Below are 21,132 nucleotides of genomic sequence, written 5' to 3'. Positions count from 1 at the left end.
TTCATGTCTGACGCATATATCTACGACGCGGTGCGCACCCCCCGTGGCAAGGGCCGCAAGGACGGCGCCCTGCACGAGGTGACCGCCCTGCGCCTTTCCGCCCAGGTGCTGAACGCGCTGAAAGACCGCAACGGGCTCGATGGCTGCGCCGTCGAGGACGTGATCTGGGGCAACGTCACCCAGGTGATGGAACAGGGCGGCTGCCTCGCCCGCACCGCCGTGCTGGCCTCCGAGCTTGACGAGGGCATCCCGGGCCTTGCCATCAACCGCTTCTGCGCCTCCGGCCTCGAGGCCGTGAACCTCGCCGCCAACCAGATCCGGGGCGGCGCGGGCGAGGGTTACATCGCTGGCGGCGTCGAGATGATGGGCCGCGTGGCCATGGGCTCCGACGGGGCCGCCGTGGCCGTCGACCCGACCGTGGCGATGGAGAACTATTTCGTGCCGCAAGGCATTTCCGCCGACATCATCGCCACCGAGTACGGCTTCTCCCGCGATGACGCCGACGCCTTCGCCGTCGAATCTCAGAAACGCGCCGCCAAGGCGTGGGAGGACAAGCGCTTCGCCCGCTCCATCATCGAGGTGAAGGACCAGAACGGCCTGACCATCCTCGATCATGACGAGTACATGCGCCCCGGCACCGACATGCAGTCGCTCGGCGCGCTGAAGGCATCCTTCAAGGAGATGGGCGAGGTCATGCCCGGCTTCGACGCGGTGGCGAAACTCAAGTACCCCCACCTGGAGAAGATCGAGCACATCCACCACGCCGGCAACTCCTCGGGCATCGTCGACGGCTCGGCGGGCCTGCTCATCGGCTCCAAGGCGTTCGGCGAGAAATACGGCCTCAAGCCCCGCGCCTGCATCCGCCAGACCACCAAGGTGGGCACCGACCCGACCATCATGCTGACGGGCCCCGTTCCGGCCACGCAGAAGGCGCTGAAAGACAGCGGCATGGCGCTTTCCGACATCGACCTCTTCGAGGTGAACGAGGCGTTCTCCTCGGTCGTGCTCCGCTTCATGCAGGCCTTCGACGTCGACCATTCGAAGGTCAACGTCAACGGCGGCGCCATCGCCATGGGCCACCCGCTGGGCGCCACCGGCGCGATGATCCTCGGCACGCTGCTGGACGAGCTCGAACGTTCGGACAAGGAAACCGGGCTTGCCACGCTCTGCGTCGCCTCCGGCATGGGCGCGGCCACCATCATCGAGCGGGTGTGATGCCGAAGATCGACCTCTCCGCCCTGCCGCTCCGCACGGGTTCGAGCTACCCGGCGCCGCTCGACGCCGAGGTGGCGGGCCGCTCGTTCCTGCGCGTGGGCGACGAAGGCGGGCTCACCCAGTTCGGGGCGAATATCGTCATCCTTGCCCCCGGCGGGAAATCCTCGCTCCGCCACTGGCACGAGCAGCAGGACGAGTTCGTGATGGTGATCTCCGGCCGCTGCACGCTCATCGACGATTCAGGCCGCCACCCGATGCAGCCCGGAGACTGCGCCGCCTTCAGGGCGGGCGACGGCAACGGCCACCAGCTCGTCAACGACACGGACGAGGAGGCCCGCTTCCTCGTCATCGGCACCCGCACCCCGACCGAGACCGCCTGGTACAGCGATCTCGACCTCAAAGCGACCCAGACCGCGGAAGGTTTCACCTACACGCGCAAGGACGGAACCCCTTACACGGGAGACAACAAATGACTGATTTCACGATGGAAAAAGGCGCCGATGGCGCCGATCTGGAACGCTCCGACAAGGAGTGCGGCCTCGCCACGCTCTGCGTCGCCTCCGGCAGGGACGCCGCCACCGTCATCGAGCGGGTGTAAGCGCAATGACCACCCCGCAGGGATATCACTTCTTCTGGTCAGGGCCGTTCAGCCAATGGCAGCCCTGCCGGATGTCCCTGTGGGAGGTCGAATTCAACTGCGCGGAACAGGCGATGATGTACGGCAAGGCCCTGATGTTCGAGGACCGGGACACCGCGAGCCAGATCCTCGCCGCACAGGACCCGGGCAAGCAGAAGGCGCTCGGCCGCACGGTAAGGGGCTTTGACGAAGGCACATGGGCCAATGGCCGCTATGCCCTCGTCCGGGAGGTCAACCTCGCCAAGTTCGACCAGAACAAGGGCCTCCGGCGCAAGCTCTTCCAGACCGCGCCGAAGCCCCTGGCCGAAGCCAGCCCGATGGACACGATCTGGGGCATCGGCCTCGACGCCGACACCGCCGCGCAAACCCCCGTGGCCGACTGGCCCGGCCAGAACCTCTTGGGCCGGATCCTGACCGAGATCCGCGACGAACTTTCAACCCGGCACCCGGCCGAAGCAGCGGCCTGCATGGCTGGTGAATAGGAGACAGACCAAATGACTGATTTCACGATGGAAAAAGGCGCCGATGGCGTCGCCGTCATCACCTGGGACACCGAAGGCAAGTCCATGAACGTGATGACCATGGAAGCCTGGCCCGTGCTCGACGGGCTGATCGACGACGCGCTGGCCGATGACGCGGTCAAGGGCATCGTCATCACCTCCGGCAAGGAGGGCAGCTTTGCCGGCGGCATGGACCTGAACGTCATCTCGAAAATGAAGGACATGGCGGGCGACGAGCCGGCCAAGGGCCTGTTCGAGGGGCTGATGAACATGCACGGGATCCTGCGCAAGATCGAACGCGGCGGGATGGACGACAAGAACAAGGGCGGCAAGCCCATCGCCGCCGCCCTCCCCGGCACGGCGCTCGGCATCGGCCTCGAAATCCCGCTCGCCTGCCACCGCATCTTTGCCGCCGACAACCCCAAGGCCAAGATCGGCCTGCCCGAGATCATGGTCGGCATTTTCCCCGGCGCGGGCGGCACCACCCGCCTTGTCCGCAAGCTGGGCGCCATGGCGGCCTCGCCGCTCTTGCTGCAGGGCAAGCTGAACGACCCGAAAAAGGCCAAGAGCGCCGGCGTGGTCGACGAGGTCGTGGCCCCCGAGGAGCTGCTCGCCAAGGCCAAGGAGTGGGTTCTGAGCGAACCGCAGATCGTCAAGCCGTGGGACGAGAAGGGCTACAAGATGCCCGGCGGCGCCCCCTACCACCCGGCGGGCTTCATGACCTTCGTGGGTGCCTCGGCCATGGTGAACAAGGAGACCCAGGGCGCCTTCCCCGCCGCCAAGGCCCTCCTCTCCGCCGTCTACGAGGGCGCGCTTGTCCCCTTCGACACCGCGCTCAAGATCGAGGCGCGCTGGTTCACCAACGTCCTGATGAACCCGTCCTCCTCGGCCATGATCCGGTCGCTCTTCGTCAACAAGGAAGCGCTTGAGAAGGGCGCCAACCGCCCCGACGTGCCCGACCAGAGGGTGAAGAAAGTCGGCGTCCTCGGCGCCGGCATGATGGGCGCGGGCATTTCCCTCGTCTCGGCCATGGCCGGCATGCAGGTCGTGCTGATCGACCAGAAACAGGAGGCCGCCGACAAGGGCAAAGCCTACACCGCCGATTACATGGACAAGGGCATCAAGCGCGGCAAGGCCACCGAAGAGAAGAAGGCCGCGGCCCTCGACCTCATCACCGCCACCACCGATTACGCGGCCCTCGACGGCTGCGACCTGATCATCGAGGCGGTGTTCGAAGACCCCAAGGTCAAGGCCGAGGTGACGAAACAGGCGCTGGCCCATGTGGGCGACGACTGCATCTTCGCCACCAACACCTCGACCCTGCCGATCACCGAGCTGGCCAAGGCGTCGGACACCCCCGAGCAATTCATCGGCATCCACTTCTTCTCGCCCGTCGAGAAGATGATGCTGGTCGAGATCATCAAGGGGAAAGAGACCGGCCCCCGCGCCGTGGCCAAGGCGCTCGACTATGTCCGCCAGATCAGGAAAACCCCGATTGTGGTGAACGACGCGCGCTTCTTCTACTGCAACCGCTGCATCATCCCCTACATCAACGAGGGCATCCGCATGGTGGCCGAGGGCATCGCCCCCGCGCTCATCGACAACGCGGCGCGGCAGCTTGGCTTCCCGGTGGGCCCGCTGCAACTCGTCGATGAAACCTCCATCGACCTCGGCGCCAAGATCGCCCGCGCGACCAAGGCGGCGATGGGCGACGACTACCCCGACGAGGCCGTCGACGAGGTCATCTTCTGGATGGAAGGCGAAGGGCGCCTGGGCCGCAAGTCCAAGGCGGGCTTCTACGACTACGACGAGAAGGGCAAGCGTCAGGGCTACTGGCCGGGTCTGCAAGACAAGTACCCCCGCGCGGAAGACCAGCCCGACCTGATCGAGGTGCAGCACCGCCTGATGTTCGCCCAGGTGCTCGAAGCCGTCCGCGCGCTGGAGGAAGGCGTGCTCGAAGACATCCGCGAAGGCGACGTGGGCGCCATCCTCGCCTGGGGCTTCGCGCCCTGGTCCGGCGGGCCGTTCTCGTGGCTCGACATCATCGGGGCTCCCTATGCCGCCGAGCGCTGCGATCAGCTGACCGAGAAGTTCGGCCCCCGCTTCACCACCCCCGACCTGCTGCGCGAGCTGGCCGAGAAGAACCAGACCTTCTACGCCCGCTTCGGCACCTCCGAGGATCAGGCCGCCTGACCTTTCAGGTGCTCTGCTGAAAAACGAAAAACCGCGCAAGGCCTTCACCTTGCGCGGTTTCTCTTTCCCGGCCCGATCGTCAGGCCGGCAGGCCCGCCATGCAACCCTCGGACTCGGCCTCAACGGCACAAGCCGCCTCCAGCTCGATCCGCCCGGCCAGGAAGCGCGCCTCGTCCAGCGGCAGGATCGCGTATAACGGATCCTGCGGCGCCTCCCACGCCGCCGCGACCATGTCGCGTGAGGACGGGCACAGGAACAGCAAACCGTCCCGTGCGAACACCACCTGCTCGGTCGCGAAATGCAGGCGGACGACCTCGAAGCCATCCTGCGGGGGCACCCGGTGGCTCTCGGTCAAGGCGTCCATCGCTTCGGCGGGCAAAAGCGAGAACGGATCACCGTAAAGGTCTTCGGCGGTGTCGCTCTCCACCATGATCGTCTGCTGCGGCATGAGATGCATGACCTCCCGGTTGCCCAGCACCCCCTCCGGCACCTCGATCGGCCAGAAGGCCTTCGGGCAGTCACCCGGCCCGGAAAAGCCGTGGCGCGTCACCTGCGTCACCGCCTGCAGCCCGGCATCGAAGGTCAGAACCCTGTCGCCCGCGCAGACCCGCTCCACCGGCTGCCAACCCATCGCCGTGGCCACCCGCGTGCCCGACACGAGGCCCGATATCACCGGCCCTTCGGGGCTCTCGGGGTCGGCCAAGGAAAATGACTCAAACATCTCGTTGTCCAATTCTGTCGCCGGAGGCACCCGGCCGCGTCGCCGGGGTTGATCATCCGGCCACACCTGCGGCGCTCGTTTGCCGGAAAGATGGCGGAAATGCGGCACTGTTTCACCAAGGGAAACAGAACCCCTCCTGGCCCCGCACCATGCACCCGGCAGACACCAGCCTCACGAAAACACGTACCCGAACCGCGCGATATCCGCCCCGCAGAGCTCCCCCACCAGCGCCGAATCGGTCTCAGAGTAGTAGTCCCGATACGCCACCCCCCGCTCCGAGGCGTTGACACGCGGCAGCTCCAGCCGAAACCCCAGGTGCTCCCACAATGCCTCCGCATCCTCCGCAAACCGTTCAAGCCGGATGAACAGGTCGCACCGCTCCCCGCCCTCCGGCCCGGTGACATAGCTGCCATATGGATGCGCCCTGAGGCTCTCCCGCGTCTGCGGATGGTTCAGGAACGCGCTGAACCCCACCGCCTTCGCCAGCCTCACCGCCGGATGATCGAACCCCTGCGCCCTGAGCCAGTGATAATAGCTGACCACCCTGTCCCACGGGTTCCGCACCATCGTGACAACGAAGGCCCCCTCGATGAACGCCCGGCTCACCAGCCCGTCGATATCCCGCAAGGTCGAGTGCTTCCAAAGCCTCCCGGCCGAGGTGACACCCTGCACCCGCCCCCGCCGCTTCCTGGCCTTCGGCGTATCCCCGATCAACAGGTCATCCTTCATCGCCCGCCCCTCCAGCGCCAGGGCCAGCGAGGTGCCCCCGGTCTTGGGGATATGGACGAAGATATAATTGCGCCCGGGCGAGATGATCATGGGCGGGATGCTACGAGGGAGTGGCCAAAAGAGAAACCTCTCAATCGAGCCACCCGCCCGGAGTCAAGCCGCGCCAAAGCGCGGCGCCGGGCGAGCGACTGCCCGTCCCCACGGGCTGGCGCTTTTGCGAATGAAGCAACACACAAGCAGGTTGGATGTACTTGGCAACCATAAAGTGCTCACCACTCAGGTCAGCAGCGCCACCCCACGGGCAGTCACCCGCCCGGCTCACCATCCGACGGCACACGTCCCCTTCACCGCTCGAGGTCCCGGCTCAAGACCGGGACGCGCAATCGCTCACTCACCCGCCCCGGGCCTGACCCGGGGCCTCCCCACAAGGCAAACTGGGATCAGCCCCCCGGCCCGGCGTCAAGGCGAGCCAACGGCTCGCCGCCGGGCAGCGCCCGACCGCCCCCCGGGCCCTCTCCACCAGGCCAACCAGATCAGCCGCCCAACCCCGCCCGGAATCAAGCCGCGCCAAGGGCGCGGCGCCGGGCGAGCGCCTGCCCGTCCCCACGGGCTGGCGCTTTCGCGGGCGTCGCGCCGTCCTGCAAGTGAAGAAGTGCTTGGCTGGCATGAAAGCACATCACTGAAAGGCCACCGGCGCCACCCCACGGGCAGTCGCCCGCCCGGCCCCCAACCGCACCGCCAAGTTCCCCAAACCAAACCCTTTGCTTTGCCGCCCCAAATGCGCAATATCCCTGGTCTGACACCCACCGCGAAGGAGGAGAGCGACATGGGCTGGATGAAGGACGAAACCGGACTGGAAAAGAACGCGGCCAATTTCGTGCCGCTCACGCCCCTTTCGCACCTCCGCCGCGCCGCCCGTCTCTTCCCCGATGACGAGGCCCTCGTCTACAAGACCTTCCGCAAGACCTATGCCGAGTACCACGAGCGCTGCACCCGCCTCGCCTCCGGCCTGACAAAACTGGGCGTTGAACCGGGCGACGTGGTGGCCACCCTCCTGCCCAACATCCCCGCCCATGCCGAGGCGCATTTCGGCGTGCCCGCCTGCGGCGCCGTGCTCAACGCCATCAACACAAGGCTCGAATCCGACACCATCTCCTACATCCTCGATCACGGCGAGGCGAAGGTGGCGCTCATCGACAGCGCCCTCCTCCCTGTCACGCTCGAAGCCATCGGCAAGATGGACGGCCCCGCCCCGAAAATCATCGAGGTCCCCGACCCCATTGCTGGCATCCCCGCCAGCGGCGACCACCTGACCTATGACGACCTCCTCGCCACCGGCGACCCCGGTTTCGACTGGATCATGCCGCAGGACGAATGGGAAAGCCTCGCGCTCAACTACACCTCCGGCACCACCGGCCGGCCCAAGGGCGTGGTCTACCACCACCGCGGCGCCTACCTCATGACCATGGGCACCACCGTCAGCTGGCCCATCCCCCGCGGCGCGAAATACCTCACCATCGTGCCGCTCTTCCACTGCAACAACTGGAACCACACATGGGCCGTGCCCATGGTGGGCGGCACCGTGATCTGCTGCCGCGACATCACGGCGAAGAACATCTACGACGCCATCGCCGACGAAGGCGTCACCCATTTCGGCGCCGCGCCCATCGTTCTGAACACCATCGTCAATTCCAAGCCCGCCGACCGCCGCGACTTCGACCACATCGTCGAGGTCTTCACCGCCGGCGCCCCGCCCCCCGCCGCCACGCTGGCGGCGATCGAACCGTTGGGCTTCAACGTCACGCAGGTCTACGGCCTGACCGAAACCTACGGCCACGTCACCGAATGCGTCTGGCAAAGCCGCTGGAACGACGAGACCGACGACGAACGCTACGCCATCAAGGCCCGCACCGGTGTGCTCATGCCGATGATGGAAGACATCACCTCGATGGAAGCCGAAAGCATGTCCCAGATCCCGATGGACGGCACGGCCCAGGGCGAGATCATGATCCGCGGCAACTCGGTCATGAAAGGCTACCTCAAGAACCCCGCGGCCACCGCCGAATCCTTCCGCGGCGGCTATTTCCACTCCGGCGACATCGCCCTCCAGCACCCCGACGGCTACCTCCGCATCGCCGATCGCGCGAAAGACATCATCATCTCCGGCGGCGAGAACATCAGCTCGATCGAGGTCGAGGGCGTGCTGATGCGCCACCCGGCCGTCCTGCTCTGCGCCGTGGTCGCCAAACCCGACGAGAAATGGGGCGAGGTCCCCTGCGCCTTCGTCGAGGTCAAGGAAGACGCCACCGTCACCGAGGACGACCTCATCGCCTTTGCCCGCGAACGCCTCGCCGGGTTCAAGACCCCCAAGAAGGTGGTCTTCCGCGAACTGCCCAAAACCTCCACCGGCAAGATCCAGAAATTCGAGCTGCGCCAGGCCCTGAAGGAGGGGCTGGCGGAATAGACGCGGCGTCTTCGGATCCCCGCCCGGAATAAAGTCGCGCCAAAGGCGCGACGCTGGGCAGCGCCCGTCCGCCCCATCGGGCGGGCGCTTCTGCAACATTGCCATGCAGAGCAATCGACAGAGGTGGACCGCACCATAAATCAACCAACTCATCCGTCGGTGCGCCCACCCGCGGACGGGCGCCGCCCGGCTCTTTCACCGATCCCACTCATACTCTCGCAAAGCACACCAAAACACCCCGCCCCGCGCTTGACCCGGGGCCTCACACAGCCGCCCCCTCCCCCCAAACCCCCGTTGCGCCCAACACAACATCTCGCGTGTTGCGCCCGGAACGCCGCATCAACCAACCGCCTCACAGCCCCGGAAACCGACGCGATACCGACAAAATACCGACGTGATACCGACGTCGGCCCCCCTTCCATTCCTCGCCATTAACCATCGAATCAGCAAAACCCTTGATGTCACCCGGCAATTGCCGCCTGCCACCACCCCGTGCTAAGGTTTCCGAAAAGGCAGAGCAGGCCCATAAAGCCATGACGGCACTGAAAGAATACCAGCGGCTGGAAGCCTCGGGCCTGTGGCGCCCAACCCCGGATGCCCAGCGCACCGAGGTGATCGTCTCGATCGGCGATGCCACCCTGATCATCAGTGACCTTCAGGAACGCGCGCTCACCCACTGGTCGCTCGCCGCCGTGGCCCGCGCCAACCCCGGCCGGCGCCCCGCCATCTACCACCCCGACGGCGACCCGGGCGAGACGCTCGAACTCTCCGAAGACGAAACCGACATGATCGCCGCCATCGAGAAGCTCTGTGCCGCGATCGACCGCCGCCGCCCCCATCCCGGCCGGCTGCGCCTCGTCATCCTGCTGGCCGTGCTGGTCATCGTCACCGCCGCTGCCGTGATCTGGCTGCCACAGGCCGTGCGCCGCCACGCCGTCACCGTCGTCCCGCAGGTCAAGCGGGCCGAGATCGGCGCCGCCCTTTTCCGCCATATCCAGCAGGAAACCGGCCCCCCCTGCACCACGCCCGAGGGGCGCGCGGCCCTTGATAAACTGGCCCAGCGCGTGCCGGGCCCCGATGGCCCCGGCTATCTCGAGGTCATGCGCGAGGGGATCGACGGCACCATCCACCTGCCCGGCTCGACCATCCTCATCGGCCGCGGGCTGGTGGAACAATATGACGAGCCCGACGTGGTGGCGGGCTACCTGGTGGCCGAACGCCTCCGGGCCGAGGCCCGCGACCCGCTGGCGCAGCTGCTCGAGGCCAGCTCGGTCTGGGCCAGCTTCCGGCTGCTCACCACCGGCGATATCGACGACGGCACGCTCGACGCCTATGCCGACACCCTGCTCGACAGCCCCGGCATGAGCCTCGACACCGAGACCCTGCTGGCGGGGTTCGAGGCCTGGTCGGTCCGCGCCGCGCCCTACGCCTATGCCCGTGACGAAACCGGCGAAACCACCCTCGGCCTGATCGAGGCCGACCCCTTCGCCGACGGCGCCCCGCCGGCCCTGCTCAGCGATTCCGACTGGCTCCGCCTGCAGGCGATCTGCGGCGGCTAGTCGGATCCGGCCGCGGTATCCGCGCGGCAGGAAACCCGCCGCCAAAGCCCCCAGCCCTTTGCATCCCGTGGTGCAAACGAACGTTCATTAAGCCCGAAGCAAAGTGTTCGCTCAGAGCCCTTTGTCGCCATCATAGTATCGGTTAAAAATCTGCTTTATGACACGTCGCGCTATTTCCTGTACTTATATAGCCTCGCTAATCGTCATGGTTGTTGTCGGATTCGGATACGACAGCTTCTCGCCGGGCTTGGCCGAGCGCAGTTCGAACGGGCCGTTTTTTTGCAAGCAGTTGATGAGTTCCGGTTCGGACGATGATGCGCTCCTGATGGCATTCGTCCTGTTCATGGTGCCCCTCACAATTCGGACCTTGAGAGCACGGCGTCGCATCGCGATCTTCGAAATGGCAGTGTTCAGCCTATGCGCGTTCGTCTCGTGCTTTGCTCTGTGGCTTGCCAGTTTGGACTGCGCATCAATACTTTATACCGCGTTCTTCGTCCCTGACCCCGCGCTTGCTGGCGCCTTGGTCGCACTCGTCCTTTCGACGGCCATGCTCATATCCCTCCGTTTCGTCCAATGACCGAATTGTCCCGCCGAGCCAACCTTCGGGACAGTAGGCTTCCGAGGATTTCTTCGAAAGACGTCCATGGACATGCCGCCAAGCTCACAAGACGTTCGGCCTCGAATTGCAACACGAAACGCAAAGGGGTGGTCCAAGCTCTCATACTCTAGACAAAATAAGGCGGCCCCGTTTCCGGCGCCGCCTCTCCTCGTCTCCGAACCGCGGTCCCTACCGACGCAGGCTCGCCTGCGCAAAGCCCATGCCGCGCACCCGGGCCAGCCCGCTGTCAAGCGCGCTTTGCGTCGTGAACGGCCCGGCCATGACCAGCGTGTAGGTCTTGCCCTTGTGGGTCACCTTGCCCATCCGCGCGGGCAGGCCGGAATTGGCCAGCTTCTGCGCCGTCCGCTTGGCGTGGGCCGGGTCGCTGAAATTGCCCAGCTCCACGTAGCGATGGCTCGCCGCCCGGGTCTCGACCTTGGGCGTCGCGGCCATCGTGGCGGCCGGCTTCGGCGCGGCCTTCGCCTGCGGCGCGCCCTGCTGGGCAAAGCTCATCACCATCGGCGTCGACACCGCAGAGCGCGTCACCACGTCCGCCTCCGTCACCACCGGGCCCACCGCCGGCTGCTTCAGCTGCCGCGGCGTGGTCTTGGTCCACCGCTGCTCCATCTGCGCCTTGCCGGCAAAGGTCTGGTGCGCCCGGCGGGTGTTCAGCCGGTCATCCTCCCACACCGAGACATAGCCCTCGGGCACGTAGACCCCCTCGGTGCTGGCCTTCTGGTTGGCATAGACATGCTTCGGCGCCACCCTCGTCGTCGCGGTCACGTAGCCCGGCGCGGCATAGCTGCCCGTTCTGTAGGACGTGACACCGGTCGGCGTACCGGGGTTGTAGACCGTGGCGTTGGGGCCCGCGGTCGCCCGCTCGGTCACGTGCGGTGCGCTCTGCGGGCCGCAGCGGATCGTGTAGCGGTTCGTCGAATTGATGTACTGCTGCGATTGCGGGCTCAGGTTCGCGCAATTGGCCACCACCACCCGGCGCGGCTTGGGCGCGGGTTCCGGCTTGGCCACCGGGGCGGTCACCGGCACCGGGTCGGGCGTGGTCGCGGCCGGCTTCGGCGGCGGGGCCGAGCGGTAAAGCGGCGTCGCAGCCGGCGCCGGCGCAGGCTTGCGCGCAACGGTCGTCGTCGCCGGGGCCGGCGCGGGCTGCGTCACCGGGGCCGTGGCCCTCGGCGCCCGTGCCGCCGCGATCTGGTTGCCCGACAGGGTCGGCTGCATTCCACAGATCTGCTTGCGTCCGCGGCTCACCCGCGGCACCCAGTTCACCGCGCCGTCAACGCCCGCCCGGATGAACACGCATCCGGTGCTGTCGACATATTGCCGGCCGGTATAGGACGCCGGCGGGAACTCCGCCGGAACCGTTTTTTTGATCTGGGCCTGGGCAATGCCAGACCCGCAAGACACGACGATGGCAGCCGTCGCCAGCACACTTGCTAATCTCATTTTACCCCCAGAGTAACTGGGTCGAGATTGCCTCATAATAGGATGTGAGTAAACAGGTTTCCCTTATTGCGTGCCGAACATGCGGTCGCCCGCATCCCCCAGCCCCGGCAGGATATAGCCCATCTCGTTCAGCCGCTCGTCCAGCGACGCCGTCACGATCGGCACGTCCGGATGCGCCTCCTTCATCCGCGCCACGCCCTCCGGCGCGGCGAGCAGGCAAAGGAATCGGATGTCCTTCGCGCCCGCCTTCTTCACCAGGTCCACCGCCGCGGCCGAGGAATTGCCGGTCGCCAGCATCGGGTCGACCACGATCGACAGCCGCTCGTCAAGCAGCTCGGGCACCTTGAAATAGTACTGCACCGGCTGAAGCGTCTCCTCGTCGCGGTAGAGCCCCACGAACCCCACCCGGGCCGAGGGAATCAGCTCCAGCATCCCGTCCAGAAGCCCGTTCCCCGCCCGCAGGATCGAGATCAGCGCCAGCTTGCGCCCGTCCAGCACCGGCGCGTCCATCTCCTCCAGCGGGGTCTCGATCCGCCGCGTCGTCATCGGCAGCTGGTGCGTCACCTCGTAGGCCAGCAACTGGCTGATCTCGCGCAGAAGCTGCCGGAACACGGCCGTGGATGTGGTCTTTTCCCGCATCAGGGTCAGCTTGTGCTGCACCAGCGGGTGCTTGACGACGGTCAGGTGCTCTTTCATCTCCGGCTCCTCTCAGGCTGTCTGCCCCGCCTTTTCCCGCAATCGCGCCCCGAGGGCAACGCCGGATGCCGCGCTCATCCCTCCGGCGGGGTCAGAAAACTGCGCCCCGGCCCGCCATTCTCGAGGCCCAGCCACGCCGCCACGCTCGCAGCCACGTCGACGAAACCCACCTGCCCGATCTCTCCCTTGCCCGCACCGGCCACCAGCACCGGCACCCGCTCGCGCGTGTGATCCGTGCCGGGCCATGTGGGGTCATTGCCGTGATCGGCGGTCAGGATCATCACGTCGCCCTCGCCCAGTCGCGGCAGCAATTCCCCGACCTTGCGGTCGAACCACTCCAGCGCGGCGGCATAGCCCTCCACGTCGCGCCGGTGGCCATAGACCGCGTCGAACTCCACGAAATTGGCGAAGGTCAGGCTCCCGTCCTCCGCCGTCTCCAGCGCGTCGGCCAGGTGCCCCATCAACTCCGCATCGGTACCCTTGGCCACGTCGGTGATCCCCTGCATCGAGAAGATGTCGCCGATCTTGCCGATCCCGTGCACCCGGCCCCCCGCGGCCCTGACCCAGTCGCACAGCGTCCAGCCCGGCGGCGTCATGGCGAAATCCCGGCGATAGGCGGTGCGCCGGAAGCCGCTTTCGGCATCGCCGGTGAACGGCCGGGCGATCACCCGGCCCACCCGCATCTCGTGCAGCATCGGCGCGATCTCGCGACAGAGCGTCAGCAGGCGCTCGCGCCCGAAAACCTCCTCATGCGCCGCGATCTGGAACACGCTGTCGGCCGAGGTATAGCAGATCGGCCAGCCCGTCCGCATATGCTCCTCGCCCAATTCCTCGAGGATCACCGTGCCCGAGGCATGGCGATTGCCCAGCACGCCCTCCGTCCCGGCCAGCCGCTTCACCGCCTCGGTGATCTCCTCGGGAAAGGCCGGTTCCTCGTCGGGGAAGTAATGCCAGTCGAACGGCACCGGCAGCCCGGCCAGCTCCCAATGCCCCGAGGTGGTATCCTTCCCCTTCGACACCTCGCTCGCCGCGCCCCACAGCCCCTCCGGTGCGGCCCCCAACCCCGGCGCCATCTTGCCCGAGGCGAGCTTCACCGCCGCGCCCAGCCCCAGCCTGTCCAGCACCGGCATCTTCAGCCCGGCCCGCGCCTGGGCGATATGCGCCACGGTGTTCGACCCCGTGTCCGGTTCGCCCGCGTTCAGGTACTCGCCCGCATCCGGCGCCCCGCCGATGCCCACGGAATCCATCACGATCAGGAATACCCGCGCCATCAGCCGACCCTCTCATGCACCAGCGGCGGCAGCTCCGGCGCGGCGTCTCCGATGGTAATGGCCCGCCGCAGGATCGCCTCCGCCCGGTCGGCATGTTCGGCCCTTGCGGCATGGATGCGCAGCAGCGGCTGGCCCGCCTCCACCTCCGCGCCAAGCGCCACGATGTCCGACAGCCCCGTGCTCGGCTCGATCACGTCGCCTTCCACCTGCCGGCCGCCGCCCAGCTCGATCACCGCAAGCCCCATCGCCTCGCCATCCATGGCGGCGACGAACCCGGCGCGCTCCGCCTTGAACTCCCGGATCACGGTCGCTTCCGGCAAAAACCACGCCCACCGGTCGACGAACCCCACCGGCCCGCCCATCGCGCCTACCATCCGGCCGAACCGCTCGGCCGCGCGCCCATCGGCCAGCGACGCCCGGATCTTCTCCGCACCCTCACTCTCATCCTTCGCCAGCCCCGCCCCGGCCAGCGCCAGCCCGCCCAGCACCGCGCTCAACTCCGCCAGCGGCCCCGCCGCCTGCCCCGTCAGCACCCGCATCGCACAGGCCACTTCCAGCCCGTTGCCCAGCGCCGGGGCCAGCGGCTGGTTCATGTCGGAAATCACCGCGCTCGTCCGGCAGCCGGCGGCATTAGAAGTCTCGACCAGCGCCTGTGCCAGCGCGCGGGCGTCCTCTTTACCTTTCATGAACGCCCCGCTGCCAAGCTTCACGTCCAGCACGAGGCCATCCAGCCCGGCGGCCAGCTTCTTCGACAGGATCGACGCGGTGATCAGGTCGAGGCTCTCCACCGTCGCGGTCACGTCGCGGATCGCGTAAAGCCGCCGGTCCGCCGGCGCCACCTGCCCCGTCGCGCCGACGATCGCGCACCCCGCTGCGTTAACGATTTGGTAAAGCTGCGCCTCGCTCATGTCGGTCCGCAGCCCCGGGATCGCCTCCAGCTTGTCGAGCGTCCCGCCGGTATGGCCCAGCCCCCGGCCCGAGATCATCGGCACATAGGCCCCGCACGCCGCCAGCGCCGGCGCCAATACCAAACTCACGCAATCGCCCACCCCGCCGGTCGAATGCTTGTCGATCACCGGCCCATTCAGCCGCCACCGCAACGTCTCGCCACTGTCCCGCATCGCCAGCGTCAGCGCCGTCCGTTCCTCGGGCCTCAGCCCCTTCAGCAGCACCGCCATGGCAAACGCCCCGGCCTGTGCATCGCTCACGTGCCCGCTCGCCAACCCGTTGGCAAACCACGTCATCTCCTCCGCCGAGGCGCCCCGCCCGTCCCGCAGGGCGGCAATGATCGCACGCGCATCCAACCTGTCAGTCTTTCGCCATATGGGCCTGCTCGAACGCCAGCGGCAGCAGCTCGGCCAGCGTCACCGTCTTCTCGACCCCCGCCACCGTCGCCATCGTCACCGGCACCGTGGCGCCTCCGAATTCCGCCAGCTTCTGCCGGCATCCGCCACAGGGCGTCACCGGCGCCGGGCTGTCGGCGATCACCGCCACCTCGGCGATCTCGCCCTCGCCCGCCGCCACCATCGCGGCAATCGCCCCGGCCTCGGCACAGGTCCCCTCCGGATAGGCCACGTTCTCGACATTGCAGCCCACGAACACCCGGCCCGACACGGTCCGGATCGCCGCACCCACCTTGAACCCGGAATAGGGTGCATAGGCCTTTTCGCGAACCTTCGCGGCATCCTCGATCAACGACATCTGGCAAACCTCTCCCACTCGGCCGGCGCACCGGCCAGATAAAGATTGCGCGCCATGAACCCGATATGCAAGCTGACGCTGCGCGAATTGCCGCGCCGGAAGGCAGCTTCTTGCACGCCGCAGAAAATGGTTTAGCACTAAACCAAATCGCGGGAGGGACCAGAATGACCGACACCCCCAAGGACGCCCAGACCCAGGCGGCACTGGCCTATCACCAGTTCCCCAAGCCCGGCAAGCTGGAGATCAGGGCCACCAAGCCGCTCGCCAACGGCCGCGACCTGTCGCTGGCCTACTCGCCCGGCGTGGCCGAAGCCTGCCTTGAAATCAAGGCCGACGAGAAGGCGGCCAGCCTCTACACCTCCCGCGCCAACCTCGTCGGCGTGGTCTCGAACGGCACCGCTGTCCTCGGCCTCGGCAATATCGGCGCGCTCGCCTCCAAGCCGGTGATGGAGGGCAAGGCGGTGCTCTTCAAGAAATTCGCCAATATCGACTGCTTCGATATCGAGGTGAACGAATCCGACCCCGAGCGCCTAGCCGAAATCGTCTGCGCGCTCGAACCCACCTTCGGCGCCATCAACCTCGAGGACATCAAGGCCCCCGACTGTTTCATCGTCGAGAAGATCTGCCGCGAACGGATGAACATCCCCGTCTTCCACGACGACCAGCACGGCACCGCCATCGTCGTCGGCGCCGCGGCCCGCAACGCGCTGCACGTCGCCGGCAAATCCTTCGAGGACATCAAGATCGTCTCCACCGGCGGCGGCGCGGCCGGCATTGCCTGCCTCAACCTCCTGCTGAAACTGGGGGTGAAGCGCGACAACGTCTGGCTCTGCGACATCCACGGCCTCGTTTACGAAGGCCGCGAAGAGGACATGAACCCCCAGAAAGCCGCCTTCGCCCAGGCAACCGACCTGCGCACGCTCGACGACGTGATGGACGGCGCCGATCTCTTCCTCGGCCTCTCCGGCCCCAACGTGCTCAAGCCCGAACACGTGGCGAAGATGGCCGACCGCCCGATCATCTTCGCGCTGGCCAACCCCACGCCCGAGATCATGCCCGACGTCGCCCGCGAGGTCGCGCCGAAAGCCATCATCGCCACCGGCCGCAGCGACTTCCCCAACCAGGTCAACAACGTCCTCTGCTTCCCCTTCATCTTCCGCGGCGCGCTCGACGTCGGCGCGACCGAGATCAACGACGAGATGCAGATCGCCTGTGTCGAGGGCATCGCGGAACTCGCCCGCCACACCACCTCGGCCGAGGCGGCGGCGGCCTACAAGGGCGAACAACTCACCTTCGGCGCCGACTACCTGATCCCCAAACCCTTCGACCCGCGCCTCTCGGGCATCGTCTCCACCTCCGTCGCCCGCGCGGCCATGGAAACCGGCGTCGCCGCCCGCCCGCTCGACGATCTCGATGCCTACAAGCACCGGCTGGATGCCAGCGTCTACAAGTCCGCCCTGCTCATGCGCCCGGTCTTCGACGCCGCCCGCACCGCCTCGCGCCGGATCGTCTTTGCCGAAGGGGAAGACGAACGCGTGCTCCGCGCGGCCCAGGCCATCCTCGAGGAGACCACCGAACAGCCCATCCTGATCGGTCGGCCCGAGGTGATCACCACCCGCTGCGAACGCCTCGGCCTGGAAATCCGGCCCGAGCGCGACGTCAACATCGTCAACCCGGAAAACGACCCCCGCTACCGCGATTACTGGGGCAGCTACCACGCCCTGATGAAGCGCCGCGGCGTCTCGCCCGATCTCGCCAAGGCGATCATGCGCACCAACACCACCGCCATCGGCGCCGTCATGGTCCACCGGGACGAGGCCGACAGCCTGATCTGCGGCACGTTCGGCGAATATCACTGGCACCTGAACTACATCTCGCAGGTGCTATGCTCCGACGATTGCCACCCCCAGGGCGCGCTCTCGATGATCATCCTCGAAGATGGCCCGCTCTTCATCGCCGACACCCATGTCAACGTCTTCCCCTCGCCCGAGCAGCTGGCCGAGATCGCCATCGGCGCCGCCCGCCACGTGCGCCGCTTCGGGATCGAGCCCAAGATCGCCCTCTGCTCGCAATCCCAGTTCGGCAACCAGGGCAGCGATTCCGGCAAGCGCCTGCGCGCCACGCTCGACGTGCTCGACAGCAAGCCGCGCGATTTCGCCTATGAGGGGGAAATGAACGTCGACACCGCGCTCAGCGCCGAACTGCGCGAGCGCCTCCTGCCCGACAACCGGCTCGAAGGGGCGGCCAACATCCTGATCTTCTCGAATTCCGACGCGGCCTCGGGCGTGCGCAACATCCTCAAGGCCAAGGGCGGCGGGCTCGAAGTGGGGCCGATCCTGATGGGCATGGGCAACCGCGCCCATATCGTCACCGCCGGCGTCACGGCGCGCGGCCTGCTCAACATGGCGGCCATCGCGGGCACGCCGGTCGCGCATTACGGCTGAGCGCCCATGTCGGAGTTCATGCTGCACCTCTATCGCGACGACCATCACCTGAAACGCATCGGCGCCTGCAAGGACGGCTCGCTGTTCTGGATAGACAGCCAGTTCGTGACGGAAGACGGCGCGCCCGTGGATTACCTCTGCACCTACCGCTTCGCGGCGGATGGCCAGTTCACCTTCTGCAAGATCGAAAGGCTGGGTCCGCGAGACGAGATCGACGCCGCCGAGTGGGAGGCCCGTCTCGCCGCACATATCCGCTGGCTGGGGCCGCATTCGTTCGGGGATATCAGGGTGCAACCGTTCTCGATCAGGCATGACGGCCATATCTTCGGCGCGGCCATCCGCACCGAAGAAGTCGCGCCTGACGACCCGCCTCTGGTCGACCTGCTGCCGGGGCATACGTTGATGTTCTTTCCGCCATGGGAAGAGGGCGGCTACGACACCTGAAAGGCTTGCGCAAAAACGAGGTGCCGCAGCGCAGGGGCTGCGCTGCGGCGTCGAGATGGGGATCTGGGAAGATTACTTGTTCGTCGGTTTCGTGCCGGGTTTGGCCGGCTTTTGTTTCTTGTCGCCCATGGCAACAGCACCCTGTGATGATCGGCCCGGCACCGCGCCGGACCGTAGCCCGAAAATAGGCCCGCGCCGCCCTCGATTCTGATATGTTTTCGACATCGCCGATGTCGAAAATCACCCTGAGCGAAAAACCTCCGTACGGTAGCCGCCTTTCCGCGCAACGCCGTCCCGAACGTGGTAAACCGCCCCTCGGGATGGCAAGTCGTTGTGCCGATGATTCTCCGCACCGGTTCTGCAAACTTTTGCAAACCGACCGCGAAATACCATCCCGGTTGAAAATTTTTTAAACTTTGCAAAAGTTTGCAAAGGATTTCGGGCAAAACCTGCAAATTCTGTGCGGTAATCTGCCACGCATCGCATCGCCCCTCTTGCCGCAGCGCCAGCGCGTCCCGTAACACGTATCCCAACGGAGCGGAGGAGAACACCATGGGATACAAAGAGGTCTATGACAGCTGGAAACAGAATCCGGAAGGGTTCTGGATGCAGGCCGCCGAGGGCATCGACTGGGAGGAGAAACCGTCGAAGGCGCTCTTCGACGACAATGCCCCTCTCTACGAGTGGTTCTGCGACGGCAAGGTCAACACCTGCCACAACGCGCTCGACCGCCACGTCGCCGCCGGCAACGGCGACCGCACCGCGATCATCTACGACAGCCCGATCACCGACACCAAGGAAAAGATCAGCTATGCCGAGATGCTCGACCGCGTGGCCTCCCTCGCCGGCGCGCTGAAGAAACAGGGCATCGAGAAGGGCGACCGCGTCATCATCTACATGCCGATGGTGCCCCAGGCGCTCGAGGCGATGCTCGCCTGCGCCCGCCTCGGCGCGATCCACTCGGTCGTCTTCGGGGGCTTCGCCGCCAACGAACTCGCCGTCCGCATCGACGACGCCCGCCCCAAGGCCATCATCGCCGCCTCCTGCGGGCTCGAGCCGGGCCGCGTGGTGCAATACAAGCCGCTTTACGACGGCGCCATCGAGCTGGCGAAACACAAGCCCGAGTTCTGCGTCATCTACCAGCGCGAGCAGCACCCGGTCGAGCTGACCGAGGGCCGCGACCACGACTGGTACGCCTTCCAGGAAGGCGCCGAACCCGCCGACTGCGTGCACGTCGAGGGCAACCACCCCGCCTATATCCTCTATACCTCCGGCACCACCGGCGCGCCCAAGGGCGTCGTCCGCCCCACCGGCGGGCACCTCGTGGCGCTCAACTGGTCGATGAAGAACATCTACAACGTCGACCCCGGCGACGTGTTCTGGGCCGCCTCCGACGTGGGCTGGGTCGTGGGCCACAGCTATATCTGCTACGCCCCGCTGGTGCACGGCAACACCGCCATCGTCTTCGAAGGCAAGCCCGTCGGCACCCCCGACGCCGGCACCTTCTGGCGGGTGATCTCCGAGCACAACGTGCGCAGCTTCTTCACTGCCCCCACCGCCTTCCGCGCCATCAAGCGCGACGATCCCAAGGGCGAATTCGTCCGGAAATACGACCTGAGCTGCCTCCGCGTCCTCTACCTCGCCGGGGAACGCGCCGACCCCGACACGCTCAACTGGGCGGCCGACCAACTCGGCGTGCCGGTCGTCGACCACTGGTGGCAAACCGAAACCGGCTGGCCCATTACGGGCATCCCCGTCGGCATCGAGAAGATGGAGGTCAAGATCGGCTCCTCCGGCGTGCCCTTCCCGGGCTACGACATCGACATCCTCGACGAGGCCGGCCAGCCACAGGCGCCGGGTACCCTTGGCGCCGTGGCGATCAAGCTGCCGCTGCCCCCGGGCACCCTGCCGACCCTCTGGAACGCCGAGGACCGTTTCCGCAAATCCTATCTCACCACCTACAAGGGCTATTACGAGACCGGTGATGCCGGGATGATCGACGAAGACGGCTACCTCTACATCATGGCCCGCACCGACGATGTCATCAACGTCGCGGGCCACCGCCTGTCGACCGGGGGCATGGAAGAGGTGCTGGCCAGCCATCCCGACGTGGCCGAATGCGCCGTGATCGGCGTCACCGACCCGCTCAAAGGCCAGCTTCCGGTGGGCTTCGTCTGCCTCACCAAGGGCGTGAACCGCCCGCACGAGGAGATCACCGCCGAATGCGTCAAGCTGGTCCGCGACCGGATCGGCCCGGTCGCGGCCTTCAAGCTCTGCGTCGTGGTCGACCGCCTGCCCAAGACCCGCTCGGGCAAGATCCTGCGCGCCACCATGGTCAAGATCGCCGACGGGCAGGAATTCAAGCTCCCCGCCACAATCGACGACCCGGCGATCCTCGACGAGATCTCCGAGGCGCTGCAGACGATCGGCTACGCCAAAACCTGACGCGCAAAAGAAAAGGCGGCCCGCGAAGGGCCGCCGTAAACTCTTGTCCGAAGGGGC

The 21,132-nt window shown here is 66.6% G+C and carries 18 protein-coding genes; 11 read left to right on the top strand and 7 right to left on the bottom strand.

What is annotated here, in order from left to right:
• Window positions 1–3 precede the first annotated feature (3 nt).
• From QUV18_RS22090 to QUV18_RS22070, 5 genes are read left to right on the top strand one after another with little or no spacing between them, the layout of a single operon-like run.
• Complete coding sequence (locus tag QUV18_RS22090; RefSeq protein WP_300896328.1) at window positions 4–1,215, top strand: acetyl-CoA C-acetyltransferase; 1,212 nt, start codon at window positions 4–6, stop codon at window positions 1,213–1,215.
• Window positions 1,215–1,688 carry a cupin domain-containing protein gene (locus QUV18_RS22085; protein ID WP_300896327.1) on the top strand — a complete coding sequence of 158 codons (474 nt, stop codon included), beginning with the start codon at window positions 1,215–1,217 and terminating at the stop codon, window positions 1,686–1,688. The genes QUV18_RS22090 and QUV18_RS22085 overlap by 1 nt, the downstream gene beginning before the upstream one ends.
• Window positions 1,685–1,813 (top strand): hypothetical protein, encoded by a 129-nt coding sequence (locus QUV18_RS22080; RefSeq protein ID WP_300896326.1) that lies wholly within the window; start codon window positions 1,685–1,687, stop codon window positions 1,811–1,813. The genes QUV18_RS22085 and QUV18_RS22080 overlap by 4 nt, the downstream gene beginning before the upstream one ends.
• A gap of 5 nt (window positions 1,814–1,818) precedes the next feature.
• Window positions 1,819–2,334, top strand: coding sequence for an NADAR family protein (locus tag QUV18_RS22075; protein WP_300896325.1), 516 nt, complete (start codon window positions 1,819–1,821; stop codon window positions 2,332–2,334).
• Window positions 2,335–2,346: 12 nt separating this feature from the next.
• Entirely contained in the window at window positions 2,347–4,545 is a 2,199-nt protein-coding gene (locus QUV18_RS22070) for a 3-hydroxyacyl-CoA dehydrogenase NAD-binding domain-containing protein (RefSeq protein ID WP_300896324.1), read from the top strand.
• Between the two features lie 79 nt (window positions 4,546–4,624).
• On the opposite strand, the gene QUV18_RS22065 is transcribed toward QUV18_RS22070, so the two are convergent.
• Window positions 4,625–5,266, bottom strand: a complete 642-nt coding sequence (locus QUV18_RS22065; RefSeq protein ID WP_300896323.1) for a Hint domain-containing protein — start codon at window positions 5,264–5,266, stop codon at window positions 4,625–4,627.
• A 171-nt stretch (window positions 5,267–5,437) separates the two neighbouring features.
• On the bottom strand, window positions 5,438–6,085 hold the full coding sequence (locus QUV18_RS22060; RefSeq protein WP_300896322.1) for a sulfotransferase family 2 domain-containing protein: 648 nt from the start codon (window positions 6,083–6,085) through the stop codon (window positions 5,438–5,440).
• A 736-nt stretch (window positions 6,086–6,821) separates the two neighbouring features.
• Between QUV18_RS22060 and QUV18_RS22055 the strand changes: the two genes are divergently transcribed.
• The 3 genes from QUV18_RS22055 to QUV18_RS22045 all read left to right on the top strand — a co-directional run bounded on the left by QUV18_RS22055 (window position 6,822) and on the right by QUV18_RS22045 (window position 10,595).
• The gene (locus QUV18_RS22055) at window positions 6,822–8,459 is read left to right on the top strand and encodes an AMP-binding protein (RefSeq protein WP_300896356.1); all 1,638 of its coding nucleotides are present in this window, start codon (window positions 6,822–6,824) and stop codon (window positions 8,457–8,459) included.
• A 533-nt stretch (window positions 8,460–8,992) separates the two neighbouring features.
• Window positions 8,993–10,018: a hypothetical protein gene (locus QUV18_RS22050; protein WP_300896321.1), complete on the top strand. Its 1,026-nt coding sequence runs from the start codon at window positions 8,993–8,995 to the stop codon at window positions 10,016–10,018.
• Window positions 10,019–10,223: 205 nt separating this feature from the next.
• A complete protein-coding gene (locus tag QUV18_RS22045; protein ID WP_300896320.1) occupies window positions 10,224–10,595 on the top strand; it encodes a hypothetical protein in 372 nt (123 codons plus the stop codon).
• 210 nt (window positions 10,596–10,805) lie between these two features.
• On the opposite strand, the gene QUV18_RS22040 is transcribed toward QUV18_RS22045, so the two are convergent.
• The 5 genes from QUV18_RS22040 to QUV18_RS22020 form a co-directional block, all read right to left on the bottom strand.
• Window positions 10,806–12,074 (bottom strand): SPOR domain-containing protein, encoded by a 1,269-nt coding sequence (locus QUV18_RS22040; protein WP_300896319.1) that lies wholly within the window; start codon window positions 12,072–12,074, stop codon window positions 10,806–10,808.
• Between the two features lie 63 nt (window positions 12,075–12,137).
• Entirely contained in the window at window positions 12,138–12,770 is a 633-nt protein-coding gene (gene upp / locus QUV18_RS22035; protein ID WP_300896318.1) for a uracil phosphoribosyltransferase, read from the bottom strand.
• Window positions 12,771–12,844: 74 nt separating this feature from the next.
• On the bottom strand, window positions 12,845–14,041 hold the full coding sequence (locus QUV18_RS22030) for a phosphopentomutase (protein ID WP_300896317.1): 1,197 nt from the start codon (window positions 14,039–14,041) through the stop codon (window positions 12,845–12,847).
• Window positions 14,041–15,345 carry a thymidine phosphorylase gene (locus QUV18_RS22025; protein WP_300896316.1) on the bottom strand — a complete coding sequence of 435 codons (1,305 nt, stop codon included), beginning with the start codon at window positions 15,343–15,345 and terminating at the stop codon, window positions 14,041–14,043. The genes QUV18_RS22030 and QUV18_RS22025 overlap by 1 nt, the downstream gene beginning before the upstream one ends.
• Before the next feature lie 4 nt (window positions 15,346–15,349).
• Complete coding sequence (locus QUV18_RS22020; protein WP_300896315.1) at window positions 15,350–15,742, bottom strand: cytidine deaminase; 393 nt, start codon at window positions 15,740–15,742, stop codon at window positions 15,350–15,352.
• Window positions 15,743–15,906: 164 nt separating this feature from the next.
• On the opposite strand from QUV18_RS22020, the gene QUV18_RS22015 reads away from it, so the two are divergent.
• From QUV18_RS22015 to QUV18_RS22005, 3 genes are all read left to right on the top strand, one after another.
• Complete coding sequence (locus tag QUV18_RS22015) at window positions 15,907–18,186, top strand: NADP-dependent malic enzyme (protein WP_300896314.1); 2,280 nt, start codon at window positions 15,907–15,909, stop codon at window positions 18,184–18,186.
• Window positions 18,187–18,192: 6 nt separating this feature from the next.
• Window positions 18,193–18,630, top strand: a complete 438-nt coding sequence (locus tag QUV18_RS22010; protein WP_300896313.1) for a hypothetical protein — start codon at window positions 18,193–18,195, stop codon at window positions 18,628–18,630.
• Window positions 18,631–19,182: 552 nt separating this feature from the next.
• Window positions 19,183–21,075 carry a propionyl-CoA synthetase gene (locus QUV18_RS22005; protein WP_300896312.1) on the top strand — a complete coding sequence of 631 codons (1,893 nt, stop codon included), beginning with the start codon at window positions 19,183–19,185 and terminating at the stop codon, window positions 21,073–21,075.
• Window positions 21,076–21,132 lie beyond the last annotated feature (57 nt).

It is taken from the genome of Roseovarius sp. (assembly GCF_030373445.1).
Taxonomy (GTDB): Bacteria; Pseudomonadota; Alphaproteobacteria; order Rhodobacterales; family Rhodobacteraceae; genus Roseovarius.
This window is presented reverse-complemented; position numbering and strand designations above follow the sequence as displayed.